Source organism: Kitasatospora sp. NPDC093806 (assembly GCF_040683335.1).
Classification (GTDB): Bacteria; Actinomycetota; Actinomycetes; order Streptomycetales; family Streptomycetaceae; genus Kitasatospora.
Genome location: NZ_JBFBDO010000005.1, coordinates 18,809 through 45,046, shown reverse-complemented (window position 1 = coordinate 45,046; position 26,238 = coordinate 18,809). Strand labels below are relative to the sequence as shown.

The 26,238-nt window shown below is 71.8% G+C and carries 17 protein-coding genes and 2 tRNA genes; 2 read left to right on the top strand and 17 right to left on the bottom strand.

Features of this window, described 5'->3' with window-relative positions:
* Positions 1-33: 33 nt before the first annotated feature.
* The 5 genes from AB0N76_RS05400 to AB0N76_RS05380 form a co-directional block, all read right to left on the bottom strand.
* Positions 34-714 (bottom strand): response regulator transcription factor, encoded by a 681-nt coding sequence (locus tag AB0N76_RS05400; protein WP_363553404.1) that lies wholly within the window; start codon positions 712-714, stop codon positions 34-36.
* Entirely contained in the window at positions 711-1,925 is a 1,215-nt protein-coding gene (locus AB0N76_RS05395) for a histidine kinase (RefSeq protein ID WP_363553402.1), read from the bottom strand. Before AB0N76_RS05395 ends, AB0N76_RS05400 begins: the two co-directional genes overlap by 4 nt.
* Before the next feature lie 115 nt (positions 1,926-2,040).
* The gene (locus AB0N76_RS05390) at positions 2,041-2,736 is read right to left on the bottom strand and encodes a hypothetical protein (protein ID WP_363553400.1); all 696 of its coding nucleotides are present in this window, start codon (positions 2,734-2,736) and stop codon (positions 2,041-2,043) included.
* A gap of 191 nt (positions 2,737-2,927) precedes the next feature.
* Positions 2,928-3,001: transfer RNA gene (locus AB0N76_RS05385), tRNA-Met, on the bottom strand.
* Between the two features lie 91 nt (positions 3,002-3,092).
* Positions 3,093-3,971 carry an NAD(P)H-binding protein gene (locus tag AB0N76_RS05380; RefSeq protein ID WP_363553398.1) on the bottom strand — a complete coding sequence of 293 codons (879 nt, stop codon included), beginning with the start codon at positions 3,969-3,971 and terminating at the stop codon, positions 3,093-3,095.
* A gap of 63 nt (positions 3,972-4,034) precedes the next feature.
* Between AB0N76_RS05380 and AB0N76_RS05375 the strand changes: the two genes are divergently transcribed.
* Positions 4,035-4,631, top strand: a complete 597-nt coding sequence (locus tag AB0N76_RS05375; protein ID WP_363553396.1) for a TetR family transcriptional regulator — start codon at positions 4,035-4,037, stop codon at positions 4,629-4,631.
* A 32-nt stretch (positions 4,632-4,663) separates the two neighbouring features.
* On the opposite strand, the gene AB0N76_RS05370 is transcribed toward AB0N76_RS05375, so the two are convergent.
* The 12 genes from AB0N76_RS05370 to AB0N76_RS05315 all read right to left on the bottom strand — a co-directional run bounded on the left by AB0N76_RS05370 (position 4,664) and on the right by AB0N76_RS05315 (position 24,659).
* A complete protein-coding gene (locus AB0N76_RS05370) occupies positions 4,664-9,721 on the bottom strand; it encodes an AAA domain-containing protein (protein ID WP_363553394.1) in 5,058 nt (1,685 codons plus the stop codon).
* Positions 9,722-9,902: 181 nt separating this feature from the next.
* The gene (locus AB0N76_RS05365) at positions 9,903-13,793 is read right to left on the bottom strand and encodes a DNA-directed RNA polymerase subunit beta' (protein ID WP_363553392.1); all 3,891 of its coding nucleotides are present in this window, start codon (positions 13,791-13,793) and stop codon (positions 9,903-9,905) included.
* A gap of 101 nt (positions 13,794-13,894) precedes the next feature.
* Entirely contained in the window at positions 13,895-17,371 is a 3,477-nt protein-coding gene (rpoB, locus tag AB0N76_RS05360) for a DNA-directed RNA polymerase subunit beta (RefSeq protein WP_363553390.1), read from the bottom strand.
* A 724-nt stretch (positions 17,372-18,095) separates the two neighbouring features.
* Positions 18,096-18,479 carry a 50S ribosomal protein L7/L12 gene (rplL, locus tag AB0N76_RS05355; RefSeq protein WP_363553388.1) on the bottom strand — a complete coding sequence of 128 codons (384 nt, stop codon included), beginning with the start codon at positions 18,477-18,479 and terminating at the stop codon, positions 18,096-18,098.
* 91 nt (positions 18,480-18,570) lie between these two features.
* Positions 18,571-19,134: a 50S ribosomal protein L10 gene (gene rplJ / locus AB0N76_RS05350; protein WP_363553386.1), complete on the bottom strand. Its 564-nt coding sequence runs from the start codon at positions 19,132-19,134 to the stop codon at positions 18,571-18,573.
* Positions 19,135-19,506: 372 nt separating this feature from the next.
* Positions 19,507-20,403: a hypothetical protein gene (locus AB0N76_RS05345; RefSeq protein WP_363553384.1), complete on the bottom strand. Its 897-nt coding sequence runs from the start codon at positions 20,401-20,403 to the stop codon at positions 19,507-19,509.
* A gap of 162 nt (positions 20,404-20,565) precedes the next feature.
* Entirely contained in the window at positions 20,566-21,375 is an 810-nt protein-coding gene (locus AB0N76_RS05340) for a hypothetical protein (RefSeq protein WP_363553382.1), read from the bottom strand.
* Positions 21,376-21,556: 181 nt separating this feature from the next.
* Positions 21,557-22,279, bottom strand: a complete 723-nt coding sequence (gene rplA / locus AB0N76_RS05335) for a 50S ribosomal protein L1 (RefSeq protein ID WP_355358252.1) — start codon at positions 22,277-22,279, stop codon at positions 21,557-21,559.
* 106 nt (positions 22,280-22,385) lie between these two features.
* On the bottom strand, positions 22,386-22,820 hold the full coding sequence (gene rplK / locus AB0N76_RS05330; RefSeq protein WP_360226157.1) for a 50S ribosomal protein L11: 435 nt from the start codon (positions 22,818-22,820) through the stop codon (positions 22,386-22,388).
* Between the two features lie 165 nt (positions 22,821-22,985).
* The gene (gene nusG, locus AB0N76_RS05325; protein WP_363553380.1) at positions 22,986-23,894 is read right to left on the bottom strand and encodes a transcription termination/antitermination protein NusG; all 909 of its coding nucleotides are present in this window, start codon (positions 23,892-23,894) and stop codon (positions 22,986-22,988) included.
* 209 nt (positions 23,895-24,103) lie between these two features.
* Positions 24,104-24,436, bottom strand: a complete 333-nt coding sequence (gene secE / locus AB0N76_RS05320; protein ID WP_363553378.1) for a preprotein translocase subunit SecE — start codon at positions 24,434-24,436, stop codon at positions 24,104-24,106.
* Positions 24,437-24,586: 150 nt separating this feature from the next.
* A tRNA-Trp gene (locus AB0N76_RS05315) sits at positions 24,587-24,659 on the bottom strand.
* A gap of 282 nt (positions 24,660-24,941) precedes the next feature.
* Here AB0N76_RS05315 and AB0N76_RS05310 point away from each other — a divergent pair.
* Complete coding sequence (locus AB0N76_RS05310; protein ID WP_363553376.1) at positions 24,942-26,189, top strand: pyridoxal phosphate-dependent aminotransferase; 1,248 nt, start codon at positions 24,942-24,944, stop codon at positions 26,187-26,189.
* The last annotated feature ends 49 nt before the right edge of the window (positions 26,190-26,238 follow it).

Sequence of the window (26,238 nt, the reverse complement as noted above, 5' to 3'; positions counted from 1 at the left end):
CCCCGCGCGGGGGAGCCGGCGAGGCGGGCGGGCTCAGCCCTCGCCCGCCACCACCGCGCCCGCCTCGTACGCGAACACCACCGCGTGCACCCGGTCCCGCAGCCCCAGCTTGGCCAGCACATTGCTGACGTGGGTCTTCACGGTGTGCTCGCTGACCACCAGCTCGGCGGCGATCTCCGCGTTGGACAGCCCGCGGGCGAGCAGCCGCAGGGTCTCCGCCTCGCGCCCGGTCAGCTGCTCCAGCAGCCGGGACGGCGCCCGCACCGCCCGCTCGGCGGTGCCCGGCCGGCGGGCGGCGAACTCGCCGATCAGCCGGCGGGTCACCGAGGGCGCCAGCAGGGCCTCGCCGGAGGCGACCATCCGCACCCCGTGCGCCAGGTCGTCCCGGCGGACGTCCTTGAGCAGGAAGCCGCTGGCCCCCGCGTACAGAGCGTCAAAGACGTAGTCGTCGATGTCGAAGGTGGTCAGCATGATCACCTTGGTGTCCGGGTACTCGGCGCAGACCCGGCGGGCCGCCTCCAGGCCGTCCATCACCGGCATCCGGACGTCCAGCAGCAGCACGTCCGGGCCGTGCGTCCGGACCGCCTCCACCGCCTCGACGCCGTCCGCCGCCTCGGCGACCACCTCGATGTCCGGCTGCGCGTCCAGGATCATCCCGAACCCGGCCCGCACCAGCTCCTGGTCGTCCGCGACGACCACCCGGATCGGCTTCATCCGCCCGTCCTCCCCGCCACCTCGTCCGTGCCCAGCGGCAGCCGGGCGCTCACCAGGAACCCCCGGCCCGCCGGTCCCGGACCGGCCTCGGCCCGGCCGCCGCAGGCCGCCGCCCGCTCCCGGATGCCGACCAGCCCGCGCCCGCCGGACCGGTCGCCCATCGTACGGTCCGAGCCCGTACGGTTCGGTCCCGTGCGCTCCGGCCGCACCCCGCGGCCGTCGTCGGACACCAGCACCGCCAGCTCCGCCCCCTCCCGGACCACCCGGACCGAGATCCGGGTCGCGTCCGCGTGCTTGACCGTGTTGGTCAGCGCCTCCTGCACGATCCGGTACCCGGCCGCCTCCACGTCGGCGGGCAACGGACCGGCCCCGCCGTCGAGTTCCAGCTCCACCCGGAGCCCGGTCCGGCGCACCCGCTCGGCCAGCGCGGGCAGTTCGGCCAGCCGGGGCTGCGGCGCCAGCTCCGGCGCGCTGCCCTCCTCCTTCAGCACGCCCAGCACCCGGCGCAGCTGGACCATCGCGTCGCGCCCCGAGTCGGCGATGGTGTCGAACGCCCGGATCGCCCGCTCCGGGTCGCCCCGCACCACCACCGGTCCCGCCTCCGCCTGGATCACCATCAGCGAGACGGCGTGCGCCAGGATGTCGTGCATCTCCCGGGCGATCCGGGCCCGTTCCTCGGCCACCGCGCGGGCCGCGTCGCTGGCCGCCCGCCGGCCGGCCTCCCGGGCCCGCTCCGCCTCCACCCGGGCCAGCCGGCGCAACTCCCGCACCAGGCAGCCGAAGACGAACGCGCCGACCGAGGTGAGCAGCGAGAACAGCGCGCCGTTGGGCGAGTGGGTGCCCACCACGTTGGCCGCCACCGTCACCGCGAGGACGGTCCAGCGCTGCCAGTCCCGGGCCCGGTCGGCGACCGTGTAAAGGCAGATCACCGCGTACAGCGGCAGCTGCGGCATCGCCGAGTGCGCGACCACCGAGAGCGCCGCCGACACCCCGCCGCTGAGCGTCATCACCGCGACCGGGGCGCGCCGCCGCCAGGGCAGCGGCAGGGCCGTCCCGGCCGCCAGCGCGTAGACCCACCAGCCCCAGGCGGTGTCGTCGTGGAACACCGCCCAGAGCGAGACCGCCGCCGAACCGGCCGCCAGCAGCCCGTCCACCAGGTACGGGTTGGCCCCGGCCACCCGCTCCCGCCAGTACTCCGCCGGTCCCGCCACGCGTCCTCCCCCGTACCCGGGGAGCCCTCCCCCGCGGAGAAGATCATGCCCGACCGGCAGCGACACCGGCAGGTCCGGCGGCGGCGCCGCCCGACGGACCGGCAGCCCGTCCCGGTCAGGCACCGGTGACCGCCACTCCCCCGGTCCGCGTCCGGGCCGCGATCGTGCGCGGCGCGCCGACCTGCCTGGGCACCGTCACCTCGACCCCGCCGCGGTCCGCCCCGGCGTCCACCGCGTACGGCTCCCCGCCCGGCACCCGGACCCGCACCCCGCCGGTGTCGGTCCGCGCGTCCACGGTGGTCGGGCTCGCCGCGAAGGCCAGGTCGATGCCGCCGGTCGCCACGGTCGCGGACACCTTCGCCGAGGTCAGCCCGGTCGCCGACACCCCGCCGCTGCCGACCTTCGCCCGCACCTCGCCGGCCAGCCCGGTCAGCCGGATCCCGCCGGTGTCGCTGCTCAGCCGCACCGCCGTCCCGGCCGGGACGGTCACCTCGTAGCCGACCCCGCAGTCCGAGCAGTCGTACGCCAGCCGCAGCGTGCCGTCCGTCACCTCGTGCCGGGTCCGCGGCGGGTCGCCCCGGTAGGACTGCTTCTCCACCACCCGCACCGCGTCCCCGGCGCGGACCTCGATGCCCCCGGTCAGCCCGTCGATCACCAGCTCCCGGACCGGTTCGGCCACCCCGTAGGAGACCGTCAGCCGCCGGTCGTCCTCCCAGGGGTACCCGGTGGCGTCCTCCCAGAGGTACCCCACCGACCCGAGCAGCACCGCGCCCGTGATCGCCACCGTCCCCAGAACTCGCTTCACACCCATGCCCGGCTCCTCGCGCCGCGTTTCCGACGGATCCGAGCCTCCCGCGCGCACCCCGGGCGGCACCTCCCGCGCCGGAGCGGTTTCCCGCCCTCCCCCGTACGACGGAGCCCGCCCCGCCGCCCGACCGGTCGGGGCCGGGAACGCCGAAGGGCCCGGAGGCTGATGCCTCCGGGCCCTTCGGTGCTACTGAGTAGCGGGGACAGGATTTGAACCTGCGACCTCTGGGTTATGAGCCCAGCGAGCTACCGAGCTGCTCCACCCCGCGTCGGTGAACACAACCTTACGCGACTCTTGCCGATACTCCTAATCGATTCCCGCGCGACGGCTTCGATCCGGTCCTCGGAGGCCCGACGGGGCTACGAAACCTCCGTGAACGCGGCGGCGTGGTCGGTGGCCCACCGGCGGAAGGTCCGCGGCGGCGTCCCGAGGATGTCGGCCACCGCGGTGGTGACGTACGCGGGCGGTCCGACCGCCGCGCCCCACGCGGCGAGCAGCATGTCGACGGCCGGGCCGGGCACCGTGCCCTCGCACAGCTCCCGGAAGCCGTCCGGCGTCAGCTCCTCGAAGGTGATCCGGCGCCCCAGGGCGGCGCCGATGGCCGCCACCTGCTCGGCCTGGGTCAGCGATTCCGGGCCCGTGAGGACGTAGTCGCCTCCGGCGTACCCGTCCCGGTGGAGCGTCCGCGCCGCGACGGCCGCGATGTCACGGTCGTCGACCGGTGCCGACGCGGCGGCGCCGTAGGGCCACCGGACGACGTCGCCGGCCCGGATCGCGGGCGCCCACCAGGCCAGCGCGTTCGACGCGAACATCCCCGGCCGGATGATCGTCGATTCGAGCCCGGTGGCCGCGATCAGCCGCTCGATGTCGGCGTGCAGCACCGCCATGGGATTGGGCTGCTGGAACAGGGGGTGCGGCGTCCGGTGCGGGGAGGAGAGGAAGACGACCCGCCGCACATGGGCCGCCAGCCGCTCGACGACCGCCGCGGCGGTCCGGGCCGGGGCGGTCCAGACCAGGAAGGCCGCACCGGCGCCCCGCAACGCCGGGTCGAGCGACTCGGGCACGGTGAGGTCGCCGGTGAAGACCTCGACCTCCGTCGGCAGCGTCGCCGCCGCCTCCGGGCGGCGGACGAGGGCCCGGACCGGCACGCCCGCGTCGAGGAGCCGGTCGATGACGACGCGGCCGACCCGGCCCGTCGCCCCGGTGACGAGCACAGGAGACATGTCCATCTGGTTCATGCCGCCCATGAAAACGTTACTCGGTTAAAAACGCAACCCGGTTACGACTGTTACGGTGGTCGGATGAGCGAGTCGACGGGACTGCGGGCCCGCAAGAAGGAGCGGACGCGCGACGCCATCGGCGACGCGGCCGTCTCGCTGTTCCTGGAACACGGCTTCGACAGCGTCTCGGTCAACGACATCGCCGCGGCGGCCGAGGTCTCCAAGCCGACCCTCTTCCGGTACTTCCCCACCAAGGAAGACCTGGTGCTGTACCGGTTCGCGGACCACCAGGGCGAGGCGGCGCGCGTCGTCCGCGACCGAGAGCCCGGCATCGAGCCGGTGCCTGCCCTGCACCGGCACTTCCGGGCCGGCCTCGACCGGCACGACCCCGTCACCGGCCTCAGCGACCATCCCGAGGTGGTGGCGTTCCACCGGCTGGTGTTCACCACCCCGAGCCTGGCCGGACGGCTCACCCGGTACCAGCTGGAGGACGAGGACGCCCTCGCGGACGCGCTCGGCGAAGGCATCCGGGCCCGCCTGCTGGCCGCCCAGATCCTCGCGGTCCAGCGGGTGCTCGCCCGCACCAACTGGCAGCGGATCGCCGACGGCCGGACCGCCCGGGACGTCCACCCCGAGGCCGTGGCCGACGCCGACCAGGCCTTCGACCGGCTGCGCTGACCGACGGCGCCGACCGACGGCGCGCCCGGGCGTCAGTCCTCGACGGAGCGGACCACGGCGTGCCCGCCGCCGTCCCGGCCCGCCGCGTACGCGATCTCCTCGCCCACCTCGGCCCAGAGCAGCGCCGCCCCGAGGTCGGTGTGCGGGGAGATCCGCGCGGCCTCCGCGGTCGGCAGCGCCGACACCAGGTAGCGGACCACCTCCGTCGCGCCCCGGTGTTCGAGGCCGACGACCGTGCCGGGCAGCACCACGCCGTTCCCGGCCAGCGCCGGGTCCGGGGTGACCAGGCTCAGGTAGTGGCGCAGGAACGCCAGCCGCTCCTCGTCCCGGGCCTCCGCCTCGGCACCGGCCGACGGACCGGCCAGCCGCTCGGCCAGCCCGGCCGCCTCCTGCCGGGCCCGCTCGTGGGAGGCGACCGACACCCGCCGCCGACCACCCCGCGGCGCGGTCGCGGGCAGGGGCGCGGGCGCGGCGAACACGACCGTCGGCGCCGGCGCGGGCGGGGTGAGCAGCACCGTCGGCTCGGGGACGGGCACGGTGAGCAGCACCGTCGGCTCGGCGGCGGGCGCGGGAAGCGCGAGCAGGACCGTCGGCTCGGGCGCCGGAAGGTCCACCGCCGGCGCCGTCCCCGCCCCCGGCTCGATCCCCAGCCGCGCCAGCTCCGCCCAGAGCGGCTCCAGCGCCCGCTCCGGCTCCAGGAAGAACCGGCTCCCCCGGATCCGGACGAAGGTCCACCCCACCCGCTCCAGCTCCCGCTGGCGCGCCGCGTCGGCGTCCGCGTTCTCCTCGGTGTGGAACGCGTCCCCGTCGCACTCGACCGCGAGCCGCCGGGTGCCGCCCTCCACCACCAGGTCGATCCGGTACCGCCCCACCGGGTACTGCGGCCGCACCCGGAACCGGCGGGCCCGCAGCGCCAGGAACACCCGCTGCTCGAAGAGGCTGTCGAAGGCCGGGTGCCGGACGTCCGGGCCGACGTCCTCCAGCCCCAGCCCGTCCTGCTCCTCGGCGGGCCGGGTGCAGTAGTCCAGGTACGCCCGCCGCAGGTCGGTGGCGCCCAGCTCGGTGGAGGTGAAGCTGTGGAACAGCCAGACCTGGTCCCGGGCGCGCGAGGCGGCGACGTTGAGCCGCTGCTGCATCGCCTCGCTGGAGAACGGGCCGATCCGGGTCGGGCCGTGCTCGTCGCTGGGGCTCACCACCAGGCTGATGAAGACGACGTCCCGCTCGTCGCCCTGGAAGTCCTCGGCGTTGCCGACCCGGATCCGGCGCTGCTGCCGCTCCTCCAGCGGGAGCCGCTCGGCCAGCAGGTCCTCGATCTCCTGCTTCTGCCGGCTGCCCAGCATGGTGATCACGCCCATGCTGCGGCCCTGGTAGGCCGGGTCGGCGCAGCAGGCGGCGAGCCGGTCGACCAGCAGCTCGGCCTCGGCCCGGTTGTGCTTGCGCTCGCCGGTGCCGGTGGTGAAGGCGCCGGCCGCGTACACGGTGCGGATCGGCGGCAGCCGGTCGGCGCCGTACTGGCGCAGCGGCTGGAGCCGGCCGTGGTAAGCGAGCTCGTTGGAGAAGCCGATGATCTCCGGCATGCACCGGAAGTGCTCCTGGAGCATCAGCTTGCCGCGTCCGCCGGCCAGGCCGCTGGCGATGTCGAAGAAGCTGGCGGTGGGGCTGAACAGGTTGCGGCGGGACGCGGGCAGCGCCTCCAGCAGGCGGTTCTGCAGCTGGAAGAGCTGGTCGTGGTCGAGGCCGATGTTGGCCGGGCTGACCTGCTTGTCGTCCCCGACCACGATGATCCGGCTGCCCAGCCAGGCGAGCATCAGCGCCTCCGGGCCGGACTGGCTCGCCTCGTCGATGATCACCACGTCGAAGCGGCCGGCCTGCTCCATCGGCACCGTCGCGGTCACCTGGTGGAGCGGCATGATCCAGGCCGGCACCGCGCTCTGGCACTCGCGCAGCGCGTCCCGGGCCTGCTGGCGGTACCGGTGCGCGTACTTGCCGGTGCCCTTGCCGATCCGGCCGACGCTCTGCTGGTACGAGGTGAGGGCGACCGTCTCGTGGTCGGTGAGCCGGCGCAGGCAGCCGTCCCAGGAGCGGTCGGCGGCCAGCTTCTCCAGGGTGATCCGGATCTCGTCGTCGGCCTCGGCAAGCAGGGTCCGCTGCTTCTCCTCGGCCCGCGGGTCGGTCAGCTCCCGCATCCGGGCCGACCAGACGGACCAGGCCCAGGCCTCGGCCAGCCGGGGCAGCCGCTCGTCCCAGGCCGGGTCGCCGGGCCGGTCGGTCAGCCGCTCGGCGAGGTCCGGCAGCGTGCCCCGGACCGGGCCGGCGGCCCGCTCGAAGACGGCCCGCAGCTCCAGCGAGGCGCGCAGCGCCGTCAGCTCGGCGTCGTGCCGGCCGTACGCCTCGACGTCCCGGTCCCGGACGGCGGTGAGCAGCGGCCGCACCGGCGCCCGGCCGGTGCCGGGGCGGTCCGCCCAGCCGACCAGCGCCGCCTCCAGCCGGACCAGCCGGGCCCGCGGCTCCTCGGCCCGGCGCAGCGCCCGCCGGGCGCGCAGCACGTCCCGGGCGGCCGCGCAGGTCTCCGGCCGCTGCCAGGGCCGGACGGTCAGCACCGGGGCCGGGGCGAGCGCGGTGATCAGCTCGGCCCGCCGGGCGGCGAGCTCGACCAGGCCGTTCAGCACGGCGGCGCTCGCCTCCAGCGCGGCCAGCCGCCGCGACTGCGCCTGCCAGGGCGGCGCCTCCTGGCCCCACTCCCGTTCGACCTCGCGCAGGTGCCGCTCGACCAGCACCTGCCGGAGCACCGCCTCGGCGGCGGCCGGGGTGTCGGCCGGCGCGCCGTCCACCCGGACCTGCTCCGGGAAGTCGCCGACCTCCTTGCGCAGCCTGGTCTTCAGCCCGAGCGGCCCGCGCAGCTTCTCGCCGGCCGCGAGGCCGTCCCGCAGCGCGGTGGCCAGGGTCAGCGCCCGCTCCGGGGTGTGGGCCGCCAGGCCGTCGACCCGGGCGCCGCCGAGTGCCCGGACGGCGGCGCGGGCGCCGTCCAGGGCCTGCGCGGTGGCCGCGTGCCGGCCGCGCAGCTGCCAGTCCTGCCCGGTCAGCGCCTCGTCCAGCAGGGGCGCGGCCCAGTCGGCGGCCCGGCTCTCGGCGGCGGTGCGGGCGGTGCCGAACGCCTCCAGCGCCGCCGCCAGGACGTCCTGCTGGGCGGGGGTGAGCCGGGCGATCTCCTCGTCCAGCGCGCCGGTCCGCTCGTGGCCGCGCAGGGTGGCGAGCCCCTCCTCGGCCTCCCGGACGGCCGTCACGTCCTGTTCGAAGGCGGCCGGGCCGGGCAGTTCGGCCCGCTCCGGCACGGCCTCGACGCCCTCGGTGGCGGCCCGGTGGGCGGGGTCGTAGGCGCGGGAGGCGGCGAGCAGGGCCAGCACCTCGGCGGCGCCGATCGGCGGCCGGTCGAGCGGGACCGGCCCCAGCCAGTCCCGCTCGGGCTGCTCGGCGGCGAGCCGGCGGGCGATCTCCTGGAGGGTGCCCTGGTAGTCGCCGATCCCGGCGGGGTGCCGGTAGGTCTCGCGTTCCCGGATGGCCCGCAGCTCGGCCAGGGCCTGCGCCTGCGCGCGGCGGGCCGCGGTGAGCCGGTGCTCCTGCTCGGCGATCCGGCGCGCGTAGGAGCGGGGCTCGTAGCGGCCGTGGCGCTCCAGGATCGCCTGGATCGAGCCGCGCAGCTCCTGCTGGGCGGCCAGACCGTCGTCGGTCCGGCTGACGCACAGTTCGCGGACGCTGGCGGGCAGCTTGTCCTTCAGCACCTTGAGGGCGCGGGCGGTGTGGCTGGTGATCAGGACCCGCTGGCCGTGCGCCAGCAGGTCGGTGACCAGGTTGGCGATGGTGTGGGTCTTGCCGGTGCCGGGCGGGCCCTGGACCACCACCATCCGGTTGCCGTGCAGGCGCTCGGCGATGGTGCGCTGCTCCTCGTTGGAGGGCAGCGCGAAGTACGTCTCCCGGTCGGCCCCGGGCCCGCCGGATCCGCCCGAGCCGTCGGCAACCGTCCCGCCGCCGTCCGCGCCGGCGATGAACCGGAGCAGCTCGGTGGGCGCCGCGCCCTGCTCGACCTGCCGGGCTATCCCGTGCAGCGCCTCGATGTTGGTCCGCTTGCTGCGCTCGCGCAGGATGACGGCCGGGGCGAAGCCGACCACCGGCCGGTCCTCACCGTCCGCCCGGTGCTGCCGCGGGTCGGGGCGGTAGGCGCCGCTCTCGTGGGCCGCGATGGTCCAGGCCTCCAGGGCCCGGTGGACCAGCTCCAGCCCGTCCGGCCCGGTGAGGCCGCCGGCCTCCTCCAGCAGGCCGAGGATGGTCTCCCGGGGCTCGCTGCGGATCTTCTGGCCGGCGTCGAGCATGCCCTCCTCCAGCGCCAGGCTCGGCTGGTCCGGATCGGCGGACAGGGTCAGGGTGCCGGTCTCCCGGTCCAGCGAGAGCACCGCCCGGGCGGTGAGCAGGTGGCGCCGGATCGGTTCGCCGCCGGAGGCCCAGGTGAGGTAGCCGAAGCCGAGGACGAGTTCGTAGCTCTCGCCGAGCGAGCCGGCCTCCTCGTGGATCCGGTAGAGCCGCTCGTACAGCCCGCGCAGCGGTGCGACGGCCCGCCGCCAGGTCGCCCACTTCTGCCAGCGCTCGACCCAGTCCAGGTGCGCGGCCGCCACCTTCGCGGCGCCCGGCCACCCGGCGCGGTCCACCGTCCGGACGGTCTGCCGGGCGGTGCCGTCGGGGCCGACCTCCCGGTGCGGGACCTCGGCGCTCTCGCGCAGGCCCGGCGGCTCGGCGCGCCGGTAGTCGGTGAGGTCACCGGCCAGCCAGCGCTTCAGCTCCTGGCCCGGCTCCGGCCACGGCTGCTGCTCGGGCCGCCGGACGGTCAGCCAGCCCGCCTCCTCGCCGTCGGCCGGGGTCTCCAGGAAGCTCCGCACCCCCGCGGTCTCGCGCGGCACCTCCGAGAGCCAGAGCACATGGGTGGCCTGGTCGAGGGTCCGGACCGGTTTCACCCGGCTCTCCCCCGCCTCGGCGAGGTACCGGAAGATCTGCCGGACCCTCAGGGCGTCGTCGGGGGTGCTGGTGCCATGGCTGGACAACGGGCCTCGCTCGGCGGTGGGAGGACGGGGAGGGTGATGGTGCCGGGCGCCAGCCTAGGGATCTCCGGTGTCCGCTTTGCGACGTGATCGGAACCGAGACCAGGTCGATACCGGAGCAAAAACGCCGCAGGGCGGCCACCCCGTGTCCGGGGTGACCGCCCTGCGATCAGGAACCTTCGACTCAGCCGGTGTACGGGCCGTAGTCGTAGTCGTCCAGCGGGACCGCCTGGCCGGAGCCGGCGCCGAAGGGCGACAGGTCGTAGTCGTCGTAGCCGACGGCCGAGTACATCGCGGCCTTGGCCTCCTCGGTCGGCTCGACCCGGATGTTGCGGTAGCGGGGCAGACCCGTACCGGCCGGGATGAGCTTACCGAGGATGACGTTCTCCTTGAGGCCCAGCAGCGGGTCCGACTTGGCGTGGATCGCCGCGTCGGTGAGGACCCGGGTCGTCTCCTGGAAGGAGGCGGCCGACAGCCAGGACTCGGTGGCCAGCGAGGCCTTGGTGATACCCATCAGCTGCGGACGGCCGGAGGCGGGGTGACCGCCCTCGGAGACCACGCGACGGTTCTCGGTCTCGAAGCGGCCGCGCTCGACGAGCTCGCCCGGGAGCAGCTCGGCGTCGCCCGACTCGATGATCGTCACGCGGCGGAGCATCTGCCGGATGATGATCTCGATGTGCTTGTCGTGGATCGACACACCCTGCGAGTTGTAGACCTTCTGGACCTCGGCGACCAGGTGGATCTGGACGGCGCGCTGGCCCATGATGCGCAGGACGTCGTGCGGGTTGGTGGCACCCATGGTCAGCTTCTGGCCGACCTCGACCGCCTCGCCCTCGCTGACGAGCAGCTTCACACGCTTCGAGACCGGGTAGGCGATCTCGTCGGTGCCGTCGTCCGGCGTGACGACCAGCTTGCGGGTCTTCTCGGTGTCCTCGATGCGGACCCGGCCCTGGGCCTCCGAGATCGGGGCCACACCCTTGGGGGTACGGGCCTCGAAGAGCTCGACGACACGGGGCAGACCCTGCGTGATGTCGTCACCGGCCACACCACCGGTGTGGAAGGTACGCATGGTCAGCTGGGTACCGGGCTCACCGATGGACTGGGCGGCGATGATGCCGACCGCCTCACCGATGTCGACCAGCTTGCCGGTGGCCAGCGAGCGGCCGTAGCAGAAGGCACAGGTGCCGACGGCCGACTCACAGGTCAGGATCGAGCGGGTCTTGACCTCGCTGATGCCGTGGCGGATCAGCTCGTCGATCAGCACGTCACCGAGGTCGGTGTTCGCGGTGGCCAGCAGCTTGCCGTCGACCGTGATGTCCTCGGCGAGCATGCGGGCGTAGACGCTGGTCTCGACGTCGTCCGTCTTGCGCAGGACGCCGTTCTCGACCGTGCCGATCGCCAGCTTCAGGCCGCGCTCGGTGCCGCAGTCCTCCTCGCGAATGATGACGTCCTGGGAGACGTCGACCAGACGACGGGTGAGGTAGCCGGAGTCGGCGGTACGGAGGGCGGTGTCCGCGAGACCCTTACGGGCACCGTGGGTGGAGATGAAGTACTCCAGCACGGAGAGGCCCTCACGGAACGACGCCTTGATGGGTCGCGCGATGGTCTCGTTCTTCGCGTTGGACACCAGACCACGCATACCGGCGATCTGGCGCATCTGCATCATGTTTCCACGAGCACCCGAGTCGACCATCATGAAGATGGGGTTCGTCTTCGGGAAGTTCTGGTTCATGGCCTCGGCGACCTCGTTGGTCGCCCGGGTCCAGATGCCGATGAGCTCCTGCTTGCGCTCGTCGTTGGTGATCAGACCGCGCTCGTACTGCTTCTGGATCTTCTCGGCCTGCGCCTCGTAGCCCTCAAGGATCTGGCCCTTGGTCGGCGGGACGACGACGTCGGAGATCGAGACGGTGACACCCGAACGGGTCGACCAGTGGAAGCCGGCCGCCTTCAGGTTGTCCAGGGTCGCCGCGACGGTGACCTTGGGGTAGCGCTCGGCGAGGTCGTTGACGATCGCGGAGAGCTGCTTCTTGCCCACCTCGTAGTCGACGAACGGGTAGTCCTCGGGCAGCAGCTCGTTGAAGAGCGCGCGGCCCAGGGTGGTCTTCAGGCGGAAGGACTCGCCCTCGAACCAGCTCGACTGACCGTCCTCGTCCAGCGGCGGGGTCCAGCCGCGCGGCGGGACGGTGCCGATCGGCAGGCGCAGCTCGATCGGGGCCTGGACGTCCAGGTCCCGGGCGTCGAACGCCATGATCGCCTCGGCGGTCGACGAGAAGGTGCGGCCGGCGCCCTTCACGTTGTCGCGGTCCGAGGTGAGGAAGAACAGACCGAGCACCATGTCCTGGGTCGGCATGGTGACGGGGCGACCGTCGGCCGGCTTCAGGATGTTGTTCGAGGACAGCATCAGGATGCGGGCCTCGGCCTGCGCCTCCGCGGAGAGCGGCAGGTGGACGGCCATCTGGTCACCGTCGAAGTCCGCGTTGAACGCGGTGCAGACGAGCGGGTGGATCTGGATGGCCTTGCCCTCGACCAGCTGCGGCTCGAAGGCCTGGATGCCGAGGCGGTGCAGGGTGGGCGCACGGTTCAGCAGGACCGGGTGCTCCGCGATGACCTCTTCGAGGACGTCCCAGACGACCGGGCGGGCGCGCTCGACCATGCGCTTGGCCGACTTGATGTTCTGCGCGTGGTTCAGGTCGACCAGGCGCTTCATCACGAACGGCTTGAAGAGCTCCAGCGCCATGGCCTTGGGCAGACCGCACTGGTGCAGCTTGAGCTGCGGGCCGACGACGATGACCGAACGGGCCGAGTAGTCGACTCGCTTGCCGAGCAGGTTCTGGCGGAAACGGCCCTGCTTGCCCTTCAGCATGTCGCTGAGGGACTTCAGGGGCCGGTTGCCCGGGCCGGTGACCGGACGGCCGCGGCGGCCGTTGTCGAACAGCGCGTCGACGGCCTCCTGGAGCATGCGCTTCTCGTTGTTCACGATGATCTCGGGCGCGCCGAGGTCGAGAAGCCGCTTCAGGCGGTTGTTGCGGTTGATCACGCGGCGGTACAGGTCGTTCAGGTCGGAGGTCGCGAAGCGGCCACCGTCCAGCTGCACCATCGGACGCAGGTCCGGCGGGATGACCGGGACGCAGTCCAGCACCATGCCGTTGGGCTTGTTGGTGGTCTGCAGGAACGCGGAGACGACCTTGAGGCGCTTGAGCGCACGGGTCTTCTTCTGGCCCTTGCCGGTGCGGATGATCTCGCGCAGGCGCTCGGACTCCTCCGCCAGGTCGAAGGTCTCGAGGCGGTCCTTGAGGGCCGCCGCGCCCATCGAGCCGGAGAAGTAGGTGCCGAAGCGGTCGCGCAGCTCGCGGTAGAGCAGCTCGTCGCCCTCGAGGTCCTGGACCTTGAGGTTCTTGAAGCGGGCCCACACCTCGTCGAGGCGGTCGAGCTCGCGCTGCGCGCGGTCGCGCAGCTGCTTCATCTCGCGCTCGGCGCCCTCGCGCACCTTGCGGCGCACGTCGGCCTTGGCGCCCTCGGCCTCCAGCTCGGCCAGGTCGGTCTCGGCCTTCTTGGCCCGGGCCTCGAGGTCGGAGTCGCGGCGGTTCTCGATCTGCTGGCGCTCGACCGAGACGTGCGCCTCCAGGGACGGCAGGTCGCGCTGGCGGCGCTCGTCGTCGACCCAGGTGATCATGTAGGCGGCGAAGTAGATGACCTTCTCGAGGTCCTTCGGCGCCAGGTCCAGCAGGTAGCCCAGGCGCGACGGGACGCCCTTGAAGTACCAGATGTGGGTGACGGGGGCGGCCAGCTCGATGTGGCCCATCCGCTCACGGCGCACCTTGGCGCGGGTCACCTCGACGCCGCAGCGCTCACAGATGATGCCCTTGAAGCGGACGCGCTTGTACTTGCCGCAGTAGCACTCCCAGTCCCGGGTGGGGCCGAAGATCTTCTCGCAGAAGAGCCCGTCCTTTTCCGGCTTCAGGGTGCGGTAGTTGATGGTCTCCGGCTTCTTGACCTCGCCGTGGGACCACTGGCGGATGTCGTCGGCGGTGGCCAGGCCGATGCGGAGCTCGTCGAAGAAGTTGACGTCAAGCACTGGTCGTCAAGCCCTCTTTCGTAAGTCGAGAGTCGTTCGTGTGGTCTGAGGGGGGCCTGGGGGCGGGCCGGCTGCCCACTGGGCAGCCGGCCCAACCTCCGTCAGACCTCTTCGACGCTGCTCGGCTCGCGCCGGGACAGGTCGATGCCGAGCTCTTCGGCGGCGCGGAAGACGTCCTCGTCGGAGTCCCGCATCTCGATGGACTGGCCGTCCGAGGACAGCACCTCCACGTTGAGGCAGAGCGACTGCATTTCCTTGATGAGGACCTTGAAGGACTCGGGAATGCCGGGCTCGGGGATGTTCTCGCCCTTGACGATGGCCTCGTAGACCTTCACACGGCCGAGAACGTCGTCGGACTTGATGGTGAGCAGCTCCTGCAGCGCGTACGCGGCGCCGTATGCCTCAAGGGCCCACACCTCCATCTCACCGAAGCGCTGACCACCGAACTGCGCCTTACCACCGAGCGGCTGCTGGGTGATCATCGAGTACGGGCCGGTCGAACGGGCGTGCAGCTTGTCGTCGACCAGGTGGTGCAGCTTGAGGATGTACATGTAGCCGACCGAGACCGGCATCGGGAACGGCTCGCCGGAGCGGCCGTCGAACAGCCGGGCCTTGCCGGTGGAGTTCACCAGGCGCTCACCGTCACGGGTGAGGGTGGTGTTGTCCAGCAGGCCGGTGATCTCGTCCTCGCGGGCGCCGTCGAAGACCGGGGTGGCGAGGTTGGTGCCGCCCTGGACGGTGTCGGCGCCGATCGCCTGCAGGCGCTGGGCCCACTCGTCGGCGAGGCCGGAGACGTCCCAACCCTGCTTGGCGAGCCACCCGAGGTGGATCTCCAGGACCTGTCCCGGGTTCATTCGGGACGGGACACCCAGCGGGTTGAGGATGATGTCGACCGGGGTGCCGTCCTCCAGGAACGGCATGTCCTCGACCGGCAGGATCTTGGAGATGACGCCCTTGTTGCCGTGACGGCCGGCGAGCTTGTCACCGTTGGTGATCTTGCGCTTCTGGGCCACGTAGACGCGGACCAGCTGGTTGACGCCCGGGGGCAGCTCGTCGCCCTCTTCGCGGTCGAAGACGCGGACGCCGATGACCTTGCCGGACTCACCGTGCGGCACCTTCAGCGAGGTGTCGCGGACCTCACGGGCCTTCTCACCGAAGATCGCGCGGAGCAGGCGCTCCTCCGGGGTCAGCTCGGTCTCACCCTTGGGCGTGACCTTGCCGACCAGGATGTCGCCGGTGACGACGTCGGCGCCGATCCGGATGATGCCGCGCTCGTCGAGGTCGGCGAGGACCTCCTCGGAGACGTTCGGGATGTCCCGGGTGATCTCCTCGGGGCCGAGCTTGGTGTCACGGGCGTCGACCTCGTGCTCCTCGATGTGGATCGAGGAGAGGACGTCGTCCTGGACGAGGCGCTGCGACAGGATGATCGCGTCCTCGTAGTTGTGACCCTCCCACGACATGAACGCCACGAGCAGGTTCTTGCCGAGGGCCATCTCGCCCTCGTCGGTGCAGGGGCCGTCGGCCAGCACCTGGTTGACCTCGACCCGGGCGCCCTCGTCCACGAGCACCTTCTGGTTGAAGGCGGTGCCCTGGTTGGAGCGGGTGAACTTGGCGGCGCGGTACGTGGTGTACGTGCCGTCGTCGTTCGCCACGGTGACGTAGTCGGCCGAGACCTCCTGGACGACACCGGCCTTCTCGGCGGTGATGACGTCCGCGGCGTCGACGGCGCAGCGGTACTCCATGCCGGTGCCGACCAGCGGAGCCTCGCTCTTCAGCAGCGGCACCGCCTGGCGCATCATGTTCGAGCCCATGAGCGCACGGTTGGCGTCGTCGTGCTCGAGGAACGGGATCATGGCGGTCGCGACCGACACCATCTGGCGCGGCGAGACGTCCATGTAGTCGATCTCGGTGCCGGGGATGTAGTCGATCTCGCCGCCACGGCGGCGGACCAGGACACGCGGCTCCGCGAAGGTCAGCTCCGCCGTCAGCGGGGCGTTGGCCTGCGCGATGACGTAGCGGTCCTCCTCGTCGGCGGTGAGGTAGTCGACCTGCTCGGTGACGACACCCTCGATGACCTTGCGGTACGGGGTCTCGATGAAGCCGAACGCGTTGACCCGGCCGTACGAGGCCAGCGACCCGATCAGACCGATGTTCGGGCCTTCGGGGGTCTCGATCGGACACATGCGGCCGTAGTGCGAGGGGTGCACGTCACGGACCTCGAAGCCGGCGCGCTCACGGGAGAGACCGCCGGGGCCGAGGGCGGACAGACGACGCTTGTGGGTCAGGCCCGACAGCGGGTTCGTCTGGTCCATGAACTGCGACAGCTGGCTGGTGCCGAAGAACTCCTTGATGGAGGCGACGACCGGCCGGATGTTGATCAGGGTCTGCGGCGTGATCGCCTCGACGTCCTGGGTGGTCATGCGCTCGCGCACGACGCGCTCCATACGGGCGAGACCCGTACGGACCTGGTTCTGGATGAGCTCGCCCACGTTGCGCAGGCGGCGGTTGCCGAAGTGGTCGATGTCGTCGACCTCGACCACGATGTCGCGGCCGGTCTCGTCACTCCACTCGACCTCGCCGGCGTGCAGCTTCACCAGGTACTTGATCGCACCGATGATGTCGGGCTCGGTCAGCACACCGGAGTCCAGCGACTCGGCGTTGCCGAGCTTGCGGTTCACCTTGTAGCGGCCGACCTTGGCGAGGTCGTAGCGCTTCGGGTTGAAGTACAGGTTCTCCAGCAGCGTCTGCGCGGCCTCGCGCGTCGGCGGCTCGCCCGGACGCAGCTTGCGGTAGATGTCCAGCAGCGCGTCGTCCTGGCCCTGGGTGTGGTCCTTCTCCAGGGTGGCGCGCATCGACTCGTACTCGCCGAACTCCTCGAGAATCATCTCGTTGGTCCAGCCGAGCGCCTTGAGCAGCACGGTGACGGACTGCTTGCGCTTGCGGTCGATGCGGACGCCGACCATGTCGCGCTTGTCGATCTCCATCTCCAGCCAGGCACCACGCGAGGGGATGACCTTGCAGGAGTAGATGTCCTTGTCGGACACCTTGTCCAGGGTGGAGTCGAAGTACACACCCGGGGAGCGGACCAGCTGCGAGACGACGACACGCTCGGTGCCGTTGATCACGAACGTGCCCTTGTGGGTCATGAGCGGGAAATCGCCCATGAAGACCGTCTGAGACTTGATCTCACCGGTCTCGTTGTTGGTGAACTCGGCGGTGACGAAGAGCGGGGCCGCGAACGTGAAGTCGCGGTCCTTGCACTCGTCAATGGAGTTCTTCGGCGGCTCGAAACGGTGGTCGCGGAAGGTCAGCGACATCGACCCACTGAAGTCCTCGATCGGCGAGATCTCCTCGAAGATCTCCTCCAGACCGGACTTGGTGGGGACGTCCTGACCACTCTCCAGGGCCGCCTCGACCCGGGACTTCCAGGCCGCGTTGCCGAGCAGCCAGTCAAAGCTCTCGGTCTGCAGGGCCAGGAGGTTCGGGACCTCGAGGGGCTCCTTGATCTTCGCGAACGAGACGCGGAGCGGGGCGGTGGATGCGGCGGAATTGTTCGAGGCGTTGCGCGGCGCGGCCAAGAGGGGGGTCCTTCCGAGGGCTCGGAGCTCACTACGCGCGTACCAGCCGGGCCTTCACGGGCTTGGTCCCGCCTCTCGCGCCGCCGGCCTCTGCCGGGAGTGAAACCCCTGGTCAGAGCCGCTTTGCGGAGGCGATGCCAGACCCCTTCAGGGCAACGCAAACTCCGGGCGACGAGTCACGGAGAAGCTAACAGGCAGCGCAAAGGGACAGTGTAGCCAAAGGCGACACTGCTGTCCAGCTCTGATTCGGAGACCGAATCGGAGACTCCTCCCGGTAGCCGTCGGACGCGGGCGCCCGCCGGGTACTGCATCGGCCCGGACTCGCCGGGCCCACGACTCACGTGGAGTCACTTCCCGCCGGAGCCACTGGTTATGCATCCAGCAGTGGACCAACCGGGGGCGGACTCGCGCCTTGAGAATCGCGCGCCGTGCCGGGTTCGTCAAGGGCCCGCCTCCGGCAGCGGACCTCGACCCGTCCATCGGTCCTGACCCCCTCGGCGTTACAGAAGCCGTGGTGGGGGCCGCGGGCCCGATGACAGCGATCACCATACCCGCCCGCACCGACAGTGCCGAGTGGGCGATCGGCCACACCGGTGTACCCGTCCGGCCGGGAACGCGAAAAGGCCGGGCCGACCACCCGCATGGGTGATCGGCCCGGCCTCAGGGCCCGGCCCCCTCAGAGGGGGCGTGGGGGCACCTCCCGGCCGCTAGGGCCGGGGGAAAGTCACTTGACGGTGACCTTGGCGCCAGCGGCCTCGAGGGCGGCCTTGGCCTTCTCGGCAACGTCCTTGGCAACCTTCTCCAGGACCTTGGCACCGGCGGTGTCAACGAGGTCCTTGGCCTCCTTCAGGCCGAGGGAGGTCAGGGTGCGCACCTCCTTGATGACCTGGATCTTCTTGTCGCCCGCGCCATCGAGGATGACGTCGAACTCGTCCTGCTCCTCGACGGCCTCGGCAACGGCGCCCGGGCCGGCGATGCCGGCAACGGCGACCGGAGCGGCAGCGGTGACGTCGAACTTCTCCTCGAAGGCCTTCACGAAGGCAGCGAGCTCGATGAGGGTGAGCTCCTCGAACTGCGCGAGCAGCTCGTCCTGGGTCAGCTTCGCCATGATTGGCGTCCTTCCACTAATTCGGCAGGTGGTGCCGTATGTACGGGGGTGGCGGGCGTACGGGCCCGCAGCGAGGCGTGAGCCTGCCGAATTACTCGGCGGCCTCGTCCTCGGCGGCGGGAGCCGGCGTACCGGCACCGCCCTGCTCGACCTTGTCGCGCAGCGCGTCCACAGTGCGGACGAGCTTCGACGGCAGGGCCTGGAAGAGCGCGGCAGCCTGGGACTGCTTGGCCTTCAGGGCACCCGCCAGCTTGGCGAGCAGCACCTCGCGGGACTCGAGGTCCGCGAGCTGCTTGATCTCGTCGGCGGACAGCGCCTTGCCGTCAAGGACACCGCCCTTGATGACGAGAGCGGGGTTCTCCTTGGCGAAGTCACGCAGAGCCTTCGCCGACTCCACCGGGTCACCGGTGACGAAGGCGACAGCCGTCGGACCGGTGAACTGGTCGTCGAGCTCCGTGATTCCGACCTCATTGGCCGCAATCTTGGTCAGCGTGTTCTTCACCACGGCGTACTGGGCGTTGGCGCCCAGCGAGCGACGCAGGGTCTTGACCTGCTTCACCGTGAGACCGCGGTACTCGGTCAGCACGGCCGCGTTCGAGCCACGGAACATCTCCGTGATCTCGGCGACGGCAGCAGCCTTGTCGGGCCTGGCCATAGGCTTACGCCTCCTTCCGTGATGTCGAAGTCCGGCCGACCGCGAGAGTCGACCATTCGCGCCTCGAACCACCGGAAGAAAGGAAAGCCCCTGCGGAAAAGCAGATGAGCCCCGGTGCGCAGGCGCACGGGGCTCGGCACGACCTCGACGGGATCACATGCGGACATGTGCGACCCGGAAGTCAAAGCTCCAAACAGTCCTGCGCGGGCTGCCTGCGCGTGAAGCGCAGATCCTTCGGTCACGGGCTCCCTCTCGGGCGCACTGCGACAACCAGCGGTCTTTGGCTTCCGCCACAGTAGCCGGACGCCGCCGTCCGGGGCAAATCGGGCCTCCAACCGCCCCCGCGGGCCCCGGCCTCCGGGCTCAGCGGGCTCAGCGGGCCAGCGGGGAGACGCTGCGGGCGCCCGCGTCCACGGTGTCCGCCTCGGCCGGAGCCTGCACCGAGAGCGCGCCGCCCGGCTCGGTGTAGAGCACCGAGTCGTCCAGCCGGCCGCTCTCCCCCGTCCCGGTCCGCTGGAGCCGGACCAGCTGGTCCTTGTCGTTCAGCCAGAGGTCCAGGGTGAGCGAGGCCGAGCCGCCGGGCGCCAGCGCCGTCCGCAGGCCCTCCCGGCGGACCGGGCTCAGCTGGGTCTGGGCCGCCGCGTAGCGGGCCGCGTCGGTGGTCACCCGGTAGTGCTCGACCGCGGCGTCGTCGAAGCGCTCCTCGCCGACGTACTGGGCGGTGATCCCGTCGGCGGTCGCGGCGGCCAGCGCCACCACCGGGTTGAGCAGGTCGATCAGCCCGGCGTACGGGATCTCCCGGTGGCCGTCCGGGCCGGGCGCCCCGGCGAACCGCTCCCAGTGCTTCCCGCCCAGCCGGGCGGCGGTGGCCTGGTCGCCGCCCTCGTAGGCGACGGTGTCCACGACGATCAGCTGCTCGGCCGCAGCCGGGGTGGAACGTTTGACCTGGAGCGCGGTCTTCGGCTGCCAGAACAGCGGGCCGGAGCCGGCGTCCGAACCCAGCCGGTAGCTCACCTTGGCCCGGCGGGCGGTCTGCATGGCCAGCTGGGCGGAGAGCAGCACGCCGTGCGGCGAGCGGTCGGTCGGCTTGGCCGGCCAGGTCGGCGAGGCGCTGCCGGGCGTCGGCGTCGGGGCGCCGGACGCGCTCGGCGAGGCGCTCGCGCCCGCGCTCGCGCCCGCGGCCTGGCCGTCCGCCCCGCCGCAGCCGCTCAGGCCGCCCGCCAGCACCGCGACGGCGACCACCGCCGCCACCCGCCGCCGCACCGCCATCCACGCCTCCCCTTCGCACCTCTGCTTCCCGCCACCATGCCACCCGCCCCCCGCGGACCCGGCGGCGGCCCCCTCCGAGTCGCAGGGCGCGCCGGTGCCGAAGGCGATGAGCGTCGGCATCGGACCCGAGCACCCGAAGACGACCGGGGCGGCCGCTTCTCGTCAGCCCGCCGCGGACGGCTCTGCCGGGGTGGGGTCGGGGGTCGGGTCGGTGCCGCCCTCGGTGACGTCGGTGGTGGTCACCACCATGCCCGCGGTCCCCTGGACGGTGGACCGCACGCGCAGCAGCCGGTCGCCGGGCGCCACCCAGAAGTCGTAGTCGACGGCGGCGACCCCCAGCCGGCGGTAGTAGTCGAGCACCGCCGCCAGCCGCTCGGGGCTCAGCCCCTGCTCGGCGCCGAAGAAGTCCTCCACCGGCGCGGTGCCCCGGTAGTGCGCGACCGTCCCGCCGTTCAGCTCCTCGCCGCCCAGCGGGGTGAGCTTCCCGGCCAGCGCCATCGCGTGGGCCGGTCCGCCCGGGTTGGCGACCAGCCCGGTGATCCACCCGCCGGCCCAGCCGCCCGGCCCGGCGGCGGCCGCGCGCGGGTCCAGCGACTCGGCCTCGGCCCGCTCCGCGCGGCGCGGCGCCGCCCCCGGGTAGCCGAGGTCCAGCACGCCGTCCCGGCCGCGCAGCTGTCCGGTGCCGAGCTCGTCGGTGACGGTCAGCTCGGCCGCGTCGCGGGAGCCCCAGGACAGCGTGCCGTGCGCGGCGCGCCGGCCGGCCGGGCCCTCCTCGACCACCTGGATCCGGGCGCCGCCGACGTCGTCCAGCCGCTGGGCGGCGGACAGCAGCACCTGCTTGGGCGGCCGGACGGCCGGCTTGTCGCTCACCGGGGTGCGGTCCCCGGAGACGGCCAGCACGCTGCACGCGGTGAGGCCGGCGGCGAGCAGCAGCAGGGCGGCCCCCTTGGCGGCGGGGCGAAGGGTCGGCACGGCGCTCTCCGGCGGTCGGGCGGGGCGGCCCCCGGACCGGGGGACGCGCGGGCGGTCCGGCCGAGCGTACGACGGACCGGGCACGGGTTCCCCACCGGCCGGGGTATCGATCGGGAAACGACGGCGGGCCCGCACCCCCGGTGAAGGGGGTACGGGCCCGTCGTACGGACTACGGCTGCGATCAGACCGCGGCCGGGTCCTCCTCGACGAGGAGGTTGCGGGTGCGGTTCGGGTCCACCTGGATGCCGGGGCCGATGGTGGTCGAGAACGCGGTCTTCTTGATGTAGCGGCCCTTGGCGGCGGACGGCTTGGCGCGGAGCACCTCGTCCAGCGCGGCGGCGTAGTTCTCGACCAGCTGCTCGTCGGTGAAGGAGGCCTTACCGATGATGAAGTGCAGGTTCGAGTGCTTGTCGACGCGGAACTCGATCTTGCCGCCCTTGATGTCGTTGACGGCCTTCGCGACATCGGGGGTGACGGTGCCGGTCTTCGGGTTCGGCATCAGACCACGGGGACCGAGCACGCGGCCGAGGCGGCCGACCTTGCCCATGAGGTCCGGGGTGGCGACGACGGCGTCGAAGTCCAGCTTGCCCTTGGCGACCTCGTCGATCAGCTCGTCGGCACCGACGATGTCGGCGCCAGCAGCACGCGCGGCCTCGGCACGCTCGCCGGTCGCGAAGACCAGGACCCGAGCGGTCTTACCGGTGCCGTGCGGGAGGATCACGGTGCTGCGGACCATCTGGTCGGCCTTGCGCGGGTCGACGCCCAGACGCATGGCGACCTCGACGGTGCCGTCGAACTTGCTGGTGCTGGTCGCCTTGGCGAGGCGGATGGCCTCGAGGGGGGCGTAAAGGCGCTCGCGGTCGACCTGAGCGTCCGCGGCCTTCAGAGCCTTGCTGCGCTTCACTGCTGCTCCTGAATGGTGATTGGAGTTGTGGTAGTCAACGGGCCTGCGCAGGCCCTACCACGGGGAACGGCTGAGCCGGTATGTCCCTGACGGGACGGGGGCTGGATCAGCCCTCGACGGTGATGCCCATCGACCGGGCGGTGCCGGCGATGATCTTCTCCGCCGCGTCCAGGTCGTTGGCGTTCAGGTCGGGCATCTTGGTGGTGGCGATGTCGCGGACCTGGGCGCTGGTGAGCTTCGCGACCTTGGTCTTGTGCGGCTCGCTGGAGCCCTTGTCGATACCGGCGGCCTTCAGGATGAGGCGCGCGGCCGGCGGCGTCTTCGTGATGAAGGTGAAGGAACGGTCCTCGTAGACCGTGATCTCCACCGGCACGATCATGCCGCGCTGCGACTCGGTCGCGGCGTTGTAGGCCTTGCAGAACTCCATGATGTTGACGCCGTGCTGGCCCAGCGCGGGGCCGACCGGCGGAGCCGGGTTGGCCGCACCGGCGTTGATCTGGAGCTTGATAAGCCCCGTGACCTTCTTCTTCTTGGGAGGCATGTCTCTCCGGGTCCTTCCGAGAGGTGATTGCTGGTGCGTGCGGAACCGGGGCGACACCCGGTCGCCAGCACACACATCGGACCAGGCTAACGCGTTCGCGCCGCTTGGCCAAAACGGATTCAGGGCAGGGCCCTCGGCCCCGCCCCGAATCCGAAGTCCGTATGACTAGTTCTTCTGGATCTGGTCGAAGGAGAGCTCGACCGGGGTCTCCCGGCCGAAGATCTCGACCAGGCCCTTGACCTTCTTCGAGTCGGGGTTGATCTCGTTGATGGTCGCCTGCAGGGTCGCGAACGGACCGTCGGTGACGGTGACCGAGTCGCCGACCTCGAAGTCCAGCACCTGGATCTCGCTCGGCTTGACCGGGGAGGGCTTGCCGGCCTCCTTGGCCGCCTGGCGCTCGACGTCCGGGGCGAGCATCTTGACGACCTCGTCCAGGGTCAGCGGGTACGGGTCGTAGGCGTTGCCCACGAAGCCGGTGACGCCGGGGGTGTTGCGGACGACGCCCCAGGACTCCGGGGTGAGGTCCATGCGCACCAGGACGTAGCCGGGGAGCTTGTTCTGGCGGATGGTCTTGCGGTCGCCGTTCTTGATCTGGACGACCTCCTCCTGCGGCACCTCGGCCTGGAAGATGTACTCCTCGACGTTGAGGGAGACCGCGCGCTGCTCCAGGTTCTGCTTCACCCGGTTCTCGTAGCCGGCGTAGGTGTGGATCACGTACCACTCGCCCGGCATGAAGCGCAGGTCCTCGCGGAACTTGGCGACCGGGTCGACCTCGACGGCCTCCTCCTCGGTCTCCTCCGCGGTCTCGACCTCGGCCTCGTCCTCGGCGGCCTCGTCGGCCTCCTCCGCGGCGGGCTCCTCGTCGGACTCCACGTGCAGCGCGGCCTCCTCGGCCGACTCCCCGGCCTCGGCCTCGTCGTACGCCTCGGCCTCGTCCTCGTCGGCGTCGACGGCGTCCACGATCTGCTGCTCGTCGGTCTCGACGTCGACAGCCAGCTCGGCCGCGTCCAGCTCGGCGGCGACATCCGCCTCGCGGACGGTCTCGTCGGCGTCGTACAGGGGGGACTCAGACACGGTGGCTGCTTCTTTCCTGGAGATGGTGAAGGTGGCGCGCTCCGTGACGGCACCGGCGCCCTCCGCTCACGCGGTCGCCGGAAGTTCGCCTCGGAGACTTCAACAGTACCGAGTCCACGGTAGCGGCCGCGTACCTCCGACGCAGACAGCTCGACCCGGGCCGAGGACCGGCCCGGGTCGGGAAGCTGTTTTCAGGTGCGACGGATCCGTCAGCCGAAGATCCAGAGGCTCGCCTTGGAGAGGCCGTAGTCGAGGCCCGACACGAAGGCCATCACGACCACGACGAACGCGACCACGACGGTGGTGTAGCTCATCAGCTGGTTGCGGGTGGGCCAGACGACCTTGCGCAGCTCGGCGATGATCTGGCGGTAGAACAGCGCGAGCCGAGCGAAGGCGCCCTTCTTGGCCCGCTTGCCCGACTTCTTCTCGCCAGAGCGCTTGCGGCGCGACTCGCCCTCCGCGGGCGTGGTCTCGGCAGCGCCGTCGGTCCCCTCGGGGTTGCCGCTCTCAGGCGTTGCGGTGGAGCCCGTGGTCTCCGTCACTCGTCCTCACCTGAATCCGGGTCCTGCCGAGCATCACCTGCGTACCCGATCGGGCACGAGCGGCCGGCTAAAGCGGTGCTGTTCGGTGCCCTCTCCGCATCAAGCCCGCTCACTCCAGTGGAGCGAACGGGCTGATAACGGATCAAGCAGCAGGGCAAGAGGGACTTGAACCCCCAACCGCCGGTTTTGGAGACCGGTGCTCTACCAATTGAGCTATTGCCCTACGGAGCCTCGCGGCTCCAGTAGCGACCACCAACCTACCGCATCTCCCGGCCCTGTCTGCAACAGTGTCGGAGGCTCCGGTTCGTTCGGTTGCCGTCGAGCAGTGAGTGTACGTGGTCGGGGGGTGTTTGGTCGAACCTCTTTTGACGCGGGCCCGGATCGGGTCCGGATCAGGTCGGGTTCGGGCCCGGACCGGGTCGGGAACGGGCCGAGATGTGGACCGTCCCGTACACATGCTGAAACCGCCATGACCCGGCCTTGCGCGGTCTGCGACCATGCAGGCATGAGCGCTTCCACCCCGCAGCCCGACAGTTCCGTCCGTCCCGCCGACCGCCGCGTCTCCGCCCGGATCGGCGCGATCGCCGAGTCCGCCACCCTCGCCGTGGACGCCAAGGCCAAGGCCCTCAAGGCGGCCGGCCGGCCGGTCATCGGCTTCGGCGCCGGCGAGCCCGACTTCCCCACTCCGGACTACATCGTCGAGGCGGCCGTCGAGGCCTGCCGTGACCCGAAGAACCACCGCTACACCCCGGCCGGCGGCCTGCCGGAGCTGAAGGAGGCGATCGCGGCCAAGACGCTGCGCGACTCCGGCTACGCGGTGGACGCCTCCCAGGTGCTGGTGACCAACGGCGGCAAGCAGGCGATCTACGAGGCGTTCGCGGCGATCCTCGACCCGGGCGACGAGGTCATCATCCCGGCCCCGTACTGGACCACCTACCCGGAGTCGGTCCAGCTGGCCGGCGGCGTGCCGGTGGAGGTCGTGGCCGACGAGACCACCGGCTACAAGGTCTCGGTCGAGCAGTTGGAGGCCGCCCGCACCGAGCACACCAAGGTGGTGCTCTTCGTCTCGCCGTCCAACCCGACCGGCGCGGTGTACACCCGGGCCGAGGCCGAGGCGATCGGCCGCTGGGCGCTGGAGCACGGCCTCTGGGTGCTCACCGACGAGATCTACCAGCACCTGGTCTACGGCGACGCGGAGTTCACCTCGCTGCCGGCCCTGCTGCCCGAGCTGGCCGACAAGTGCATCGTGGTCAACGGCGTCGCCAAGACCTACGCCATGACCGGCTGGCGGGTGGGCTGGCTGATCGGCCCCAAGGACGTCGTGAAGGCCGCCACCAACCTGCAGTCGCACGCCACCTCGAACGTCTCCAACGTGGCCCAGCGCGCCGCCCTGGCCGCCGTCGCCGGCGACCTCTCGGCCGCCCACGAGATGCGCACCGCCTTCGACCGGCGCCGCCGCACCATCGTGCGGATGCTCAACGAGATCGACGGCGTGCTCTGCCCCGAGCCCGAGGGCGCGTTCTACGTGTACCCGTCGGTCAAGGGCCTGCTGGGCAAGGAGATCCGCGGCAAGCGCCCGCAGACCTCCGGCGAGCTGGCCACGCTGATCCTGGACGAGGCCGAGGTCGCGGTCGTCCCCGGCGAGGCCTTCGGCACCCCGGGCTACCTGCGGCTCTCCTACGCGCTGGGCGACGCCGACCTGGCCGAGGGCGTCGGCCGGATGCAGAAGCTGCTGGGCGAGGCCCGCGACTGACGCCTCCCCCGGCGGGCTTCGTCAACCACGCTTGACCGGACCGCCCCCT

Excerpts from the sequence above, each read along its gene's own strand:
- AB0N76_RS05345 (WP_363553384.1), bottom strand. The coding sequence starts at position 20,403 with ATGGCGGTGCGGCGGCGGGTGGCGGCGGTGGTCGCCGTCGCGGTGCTG.
- AB0N76_RS05310 (WP_363553376.1), top strand. The coding sequence starts at position 24,942 with ATGAGCGCTTCCACCCCGCAGCCCGACAGTTCCGTCCGTCCCGCCGAC.
- AB0N76_RS05375 (WP_363553396.1), top strand. The coding sequence starts at position 4,035 with ATGAGCGAGTCGACGGGACTGCGGGCCCGCAAGAAGGAGCGGACGCGC.
- AB0N76_RS05400 (WP_363553404.1), bottom strand. The coding sequence starts at position 714 with ATGAAGCCGATCCGGGTGGTCGTCGCGGACGACCAGGAGCTGGTGCGG.
- AB0N76_RS05380 (WP_363553398.1), bottom strand. The coding sequence starts at position 3,971 with ATGAACCAGATGGACATGTCTCCTGTGCTCGTCACCGGGGCGACGGGC.
- rplK (WP_360226157.1), bottom strand. The coding sequence starts at position 22,820 with ATGCCTCCCAAGAAGAAGAAGGTCACGGGGCTTATCAAGCTCCAGATC.
- AB0N76_RS05390 (WP_363553400.1), bottom strand. The coding sequence starts at position 2,736 with ATGGGTGTGAAGCGAGTTCTGGGGACGGTGGCGATCACGGGCGCGGTG.
- rplJ (WP_363553386.1), bottom strand. The coding sequence starts at position 19,134 with ATGGCCAGGCCCGACAAGGCTGCTGCCGTCGCCGAGATCACGGAGATG.
- rplL (WP_363553388.1), bottom strand. The coding sequence starts at position 18,479 with ATGGCGAAGCTGACCCAGGACGAGCTGCTCGCGCAGTTCGAGGAGCTC.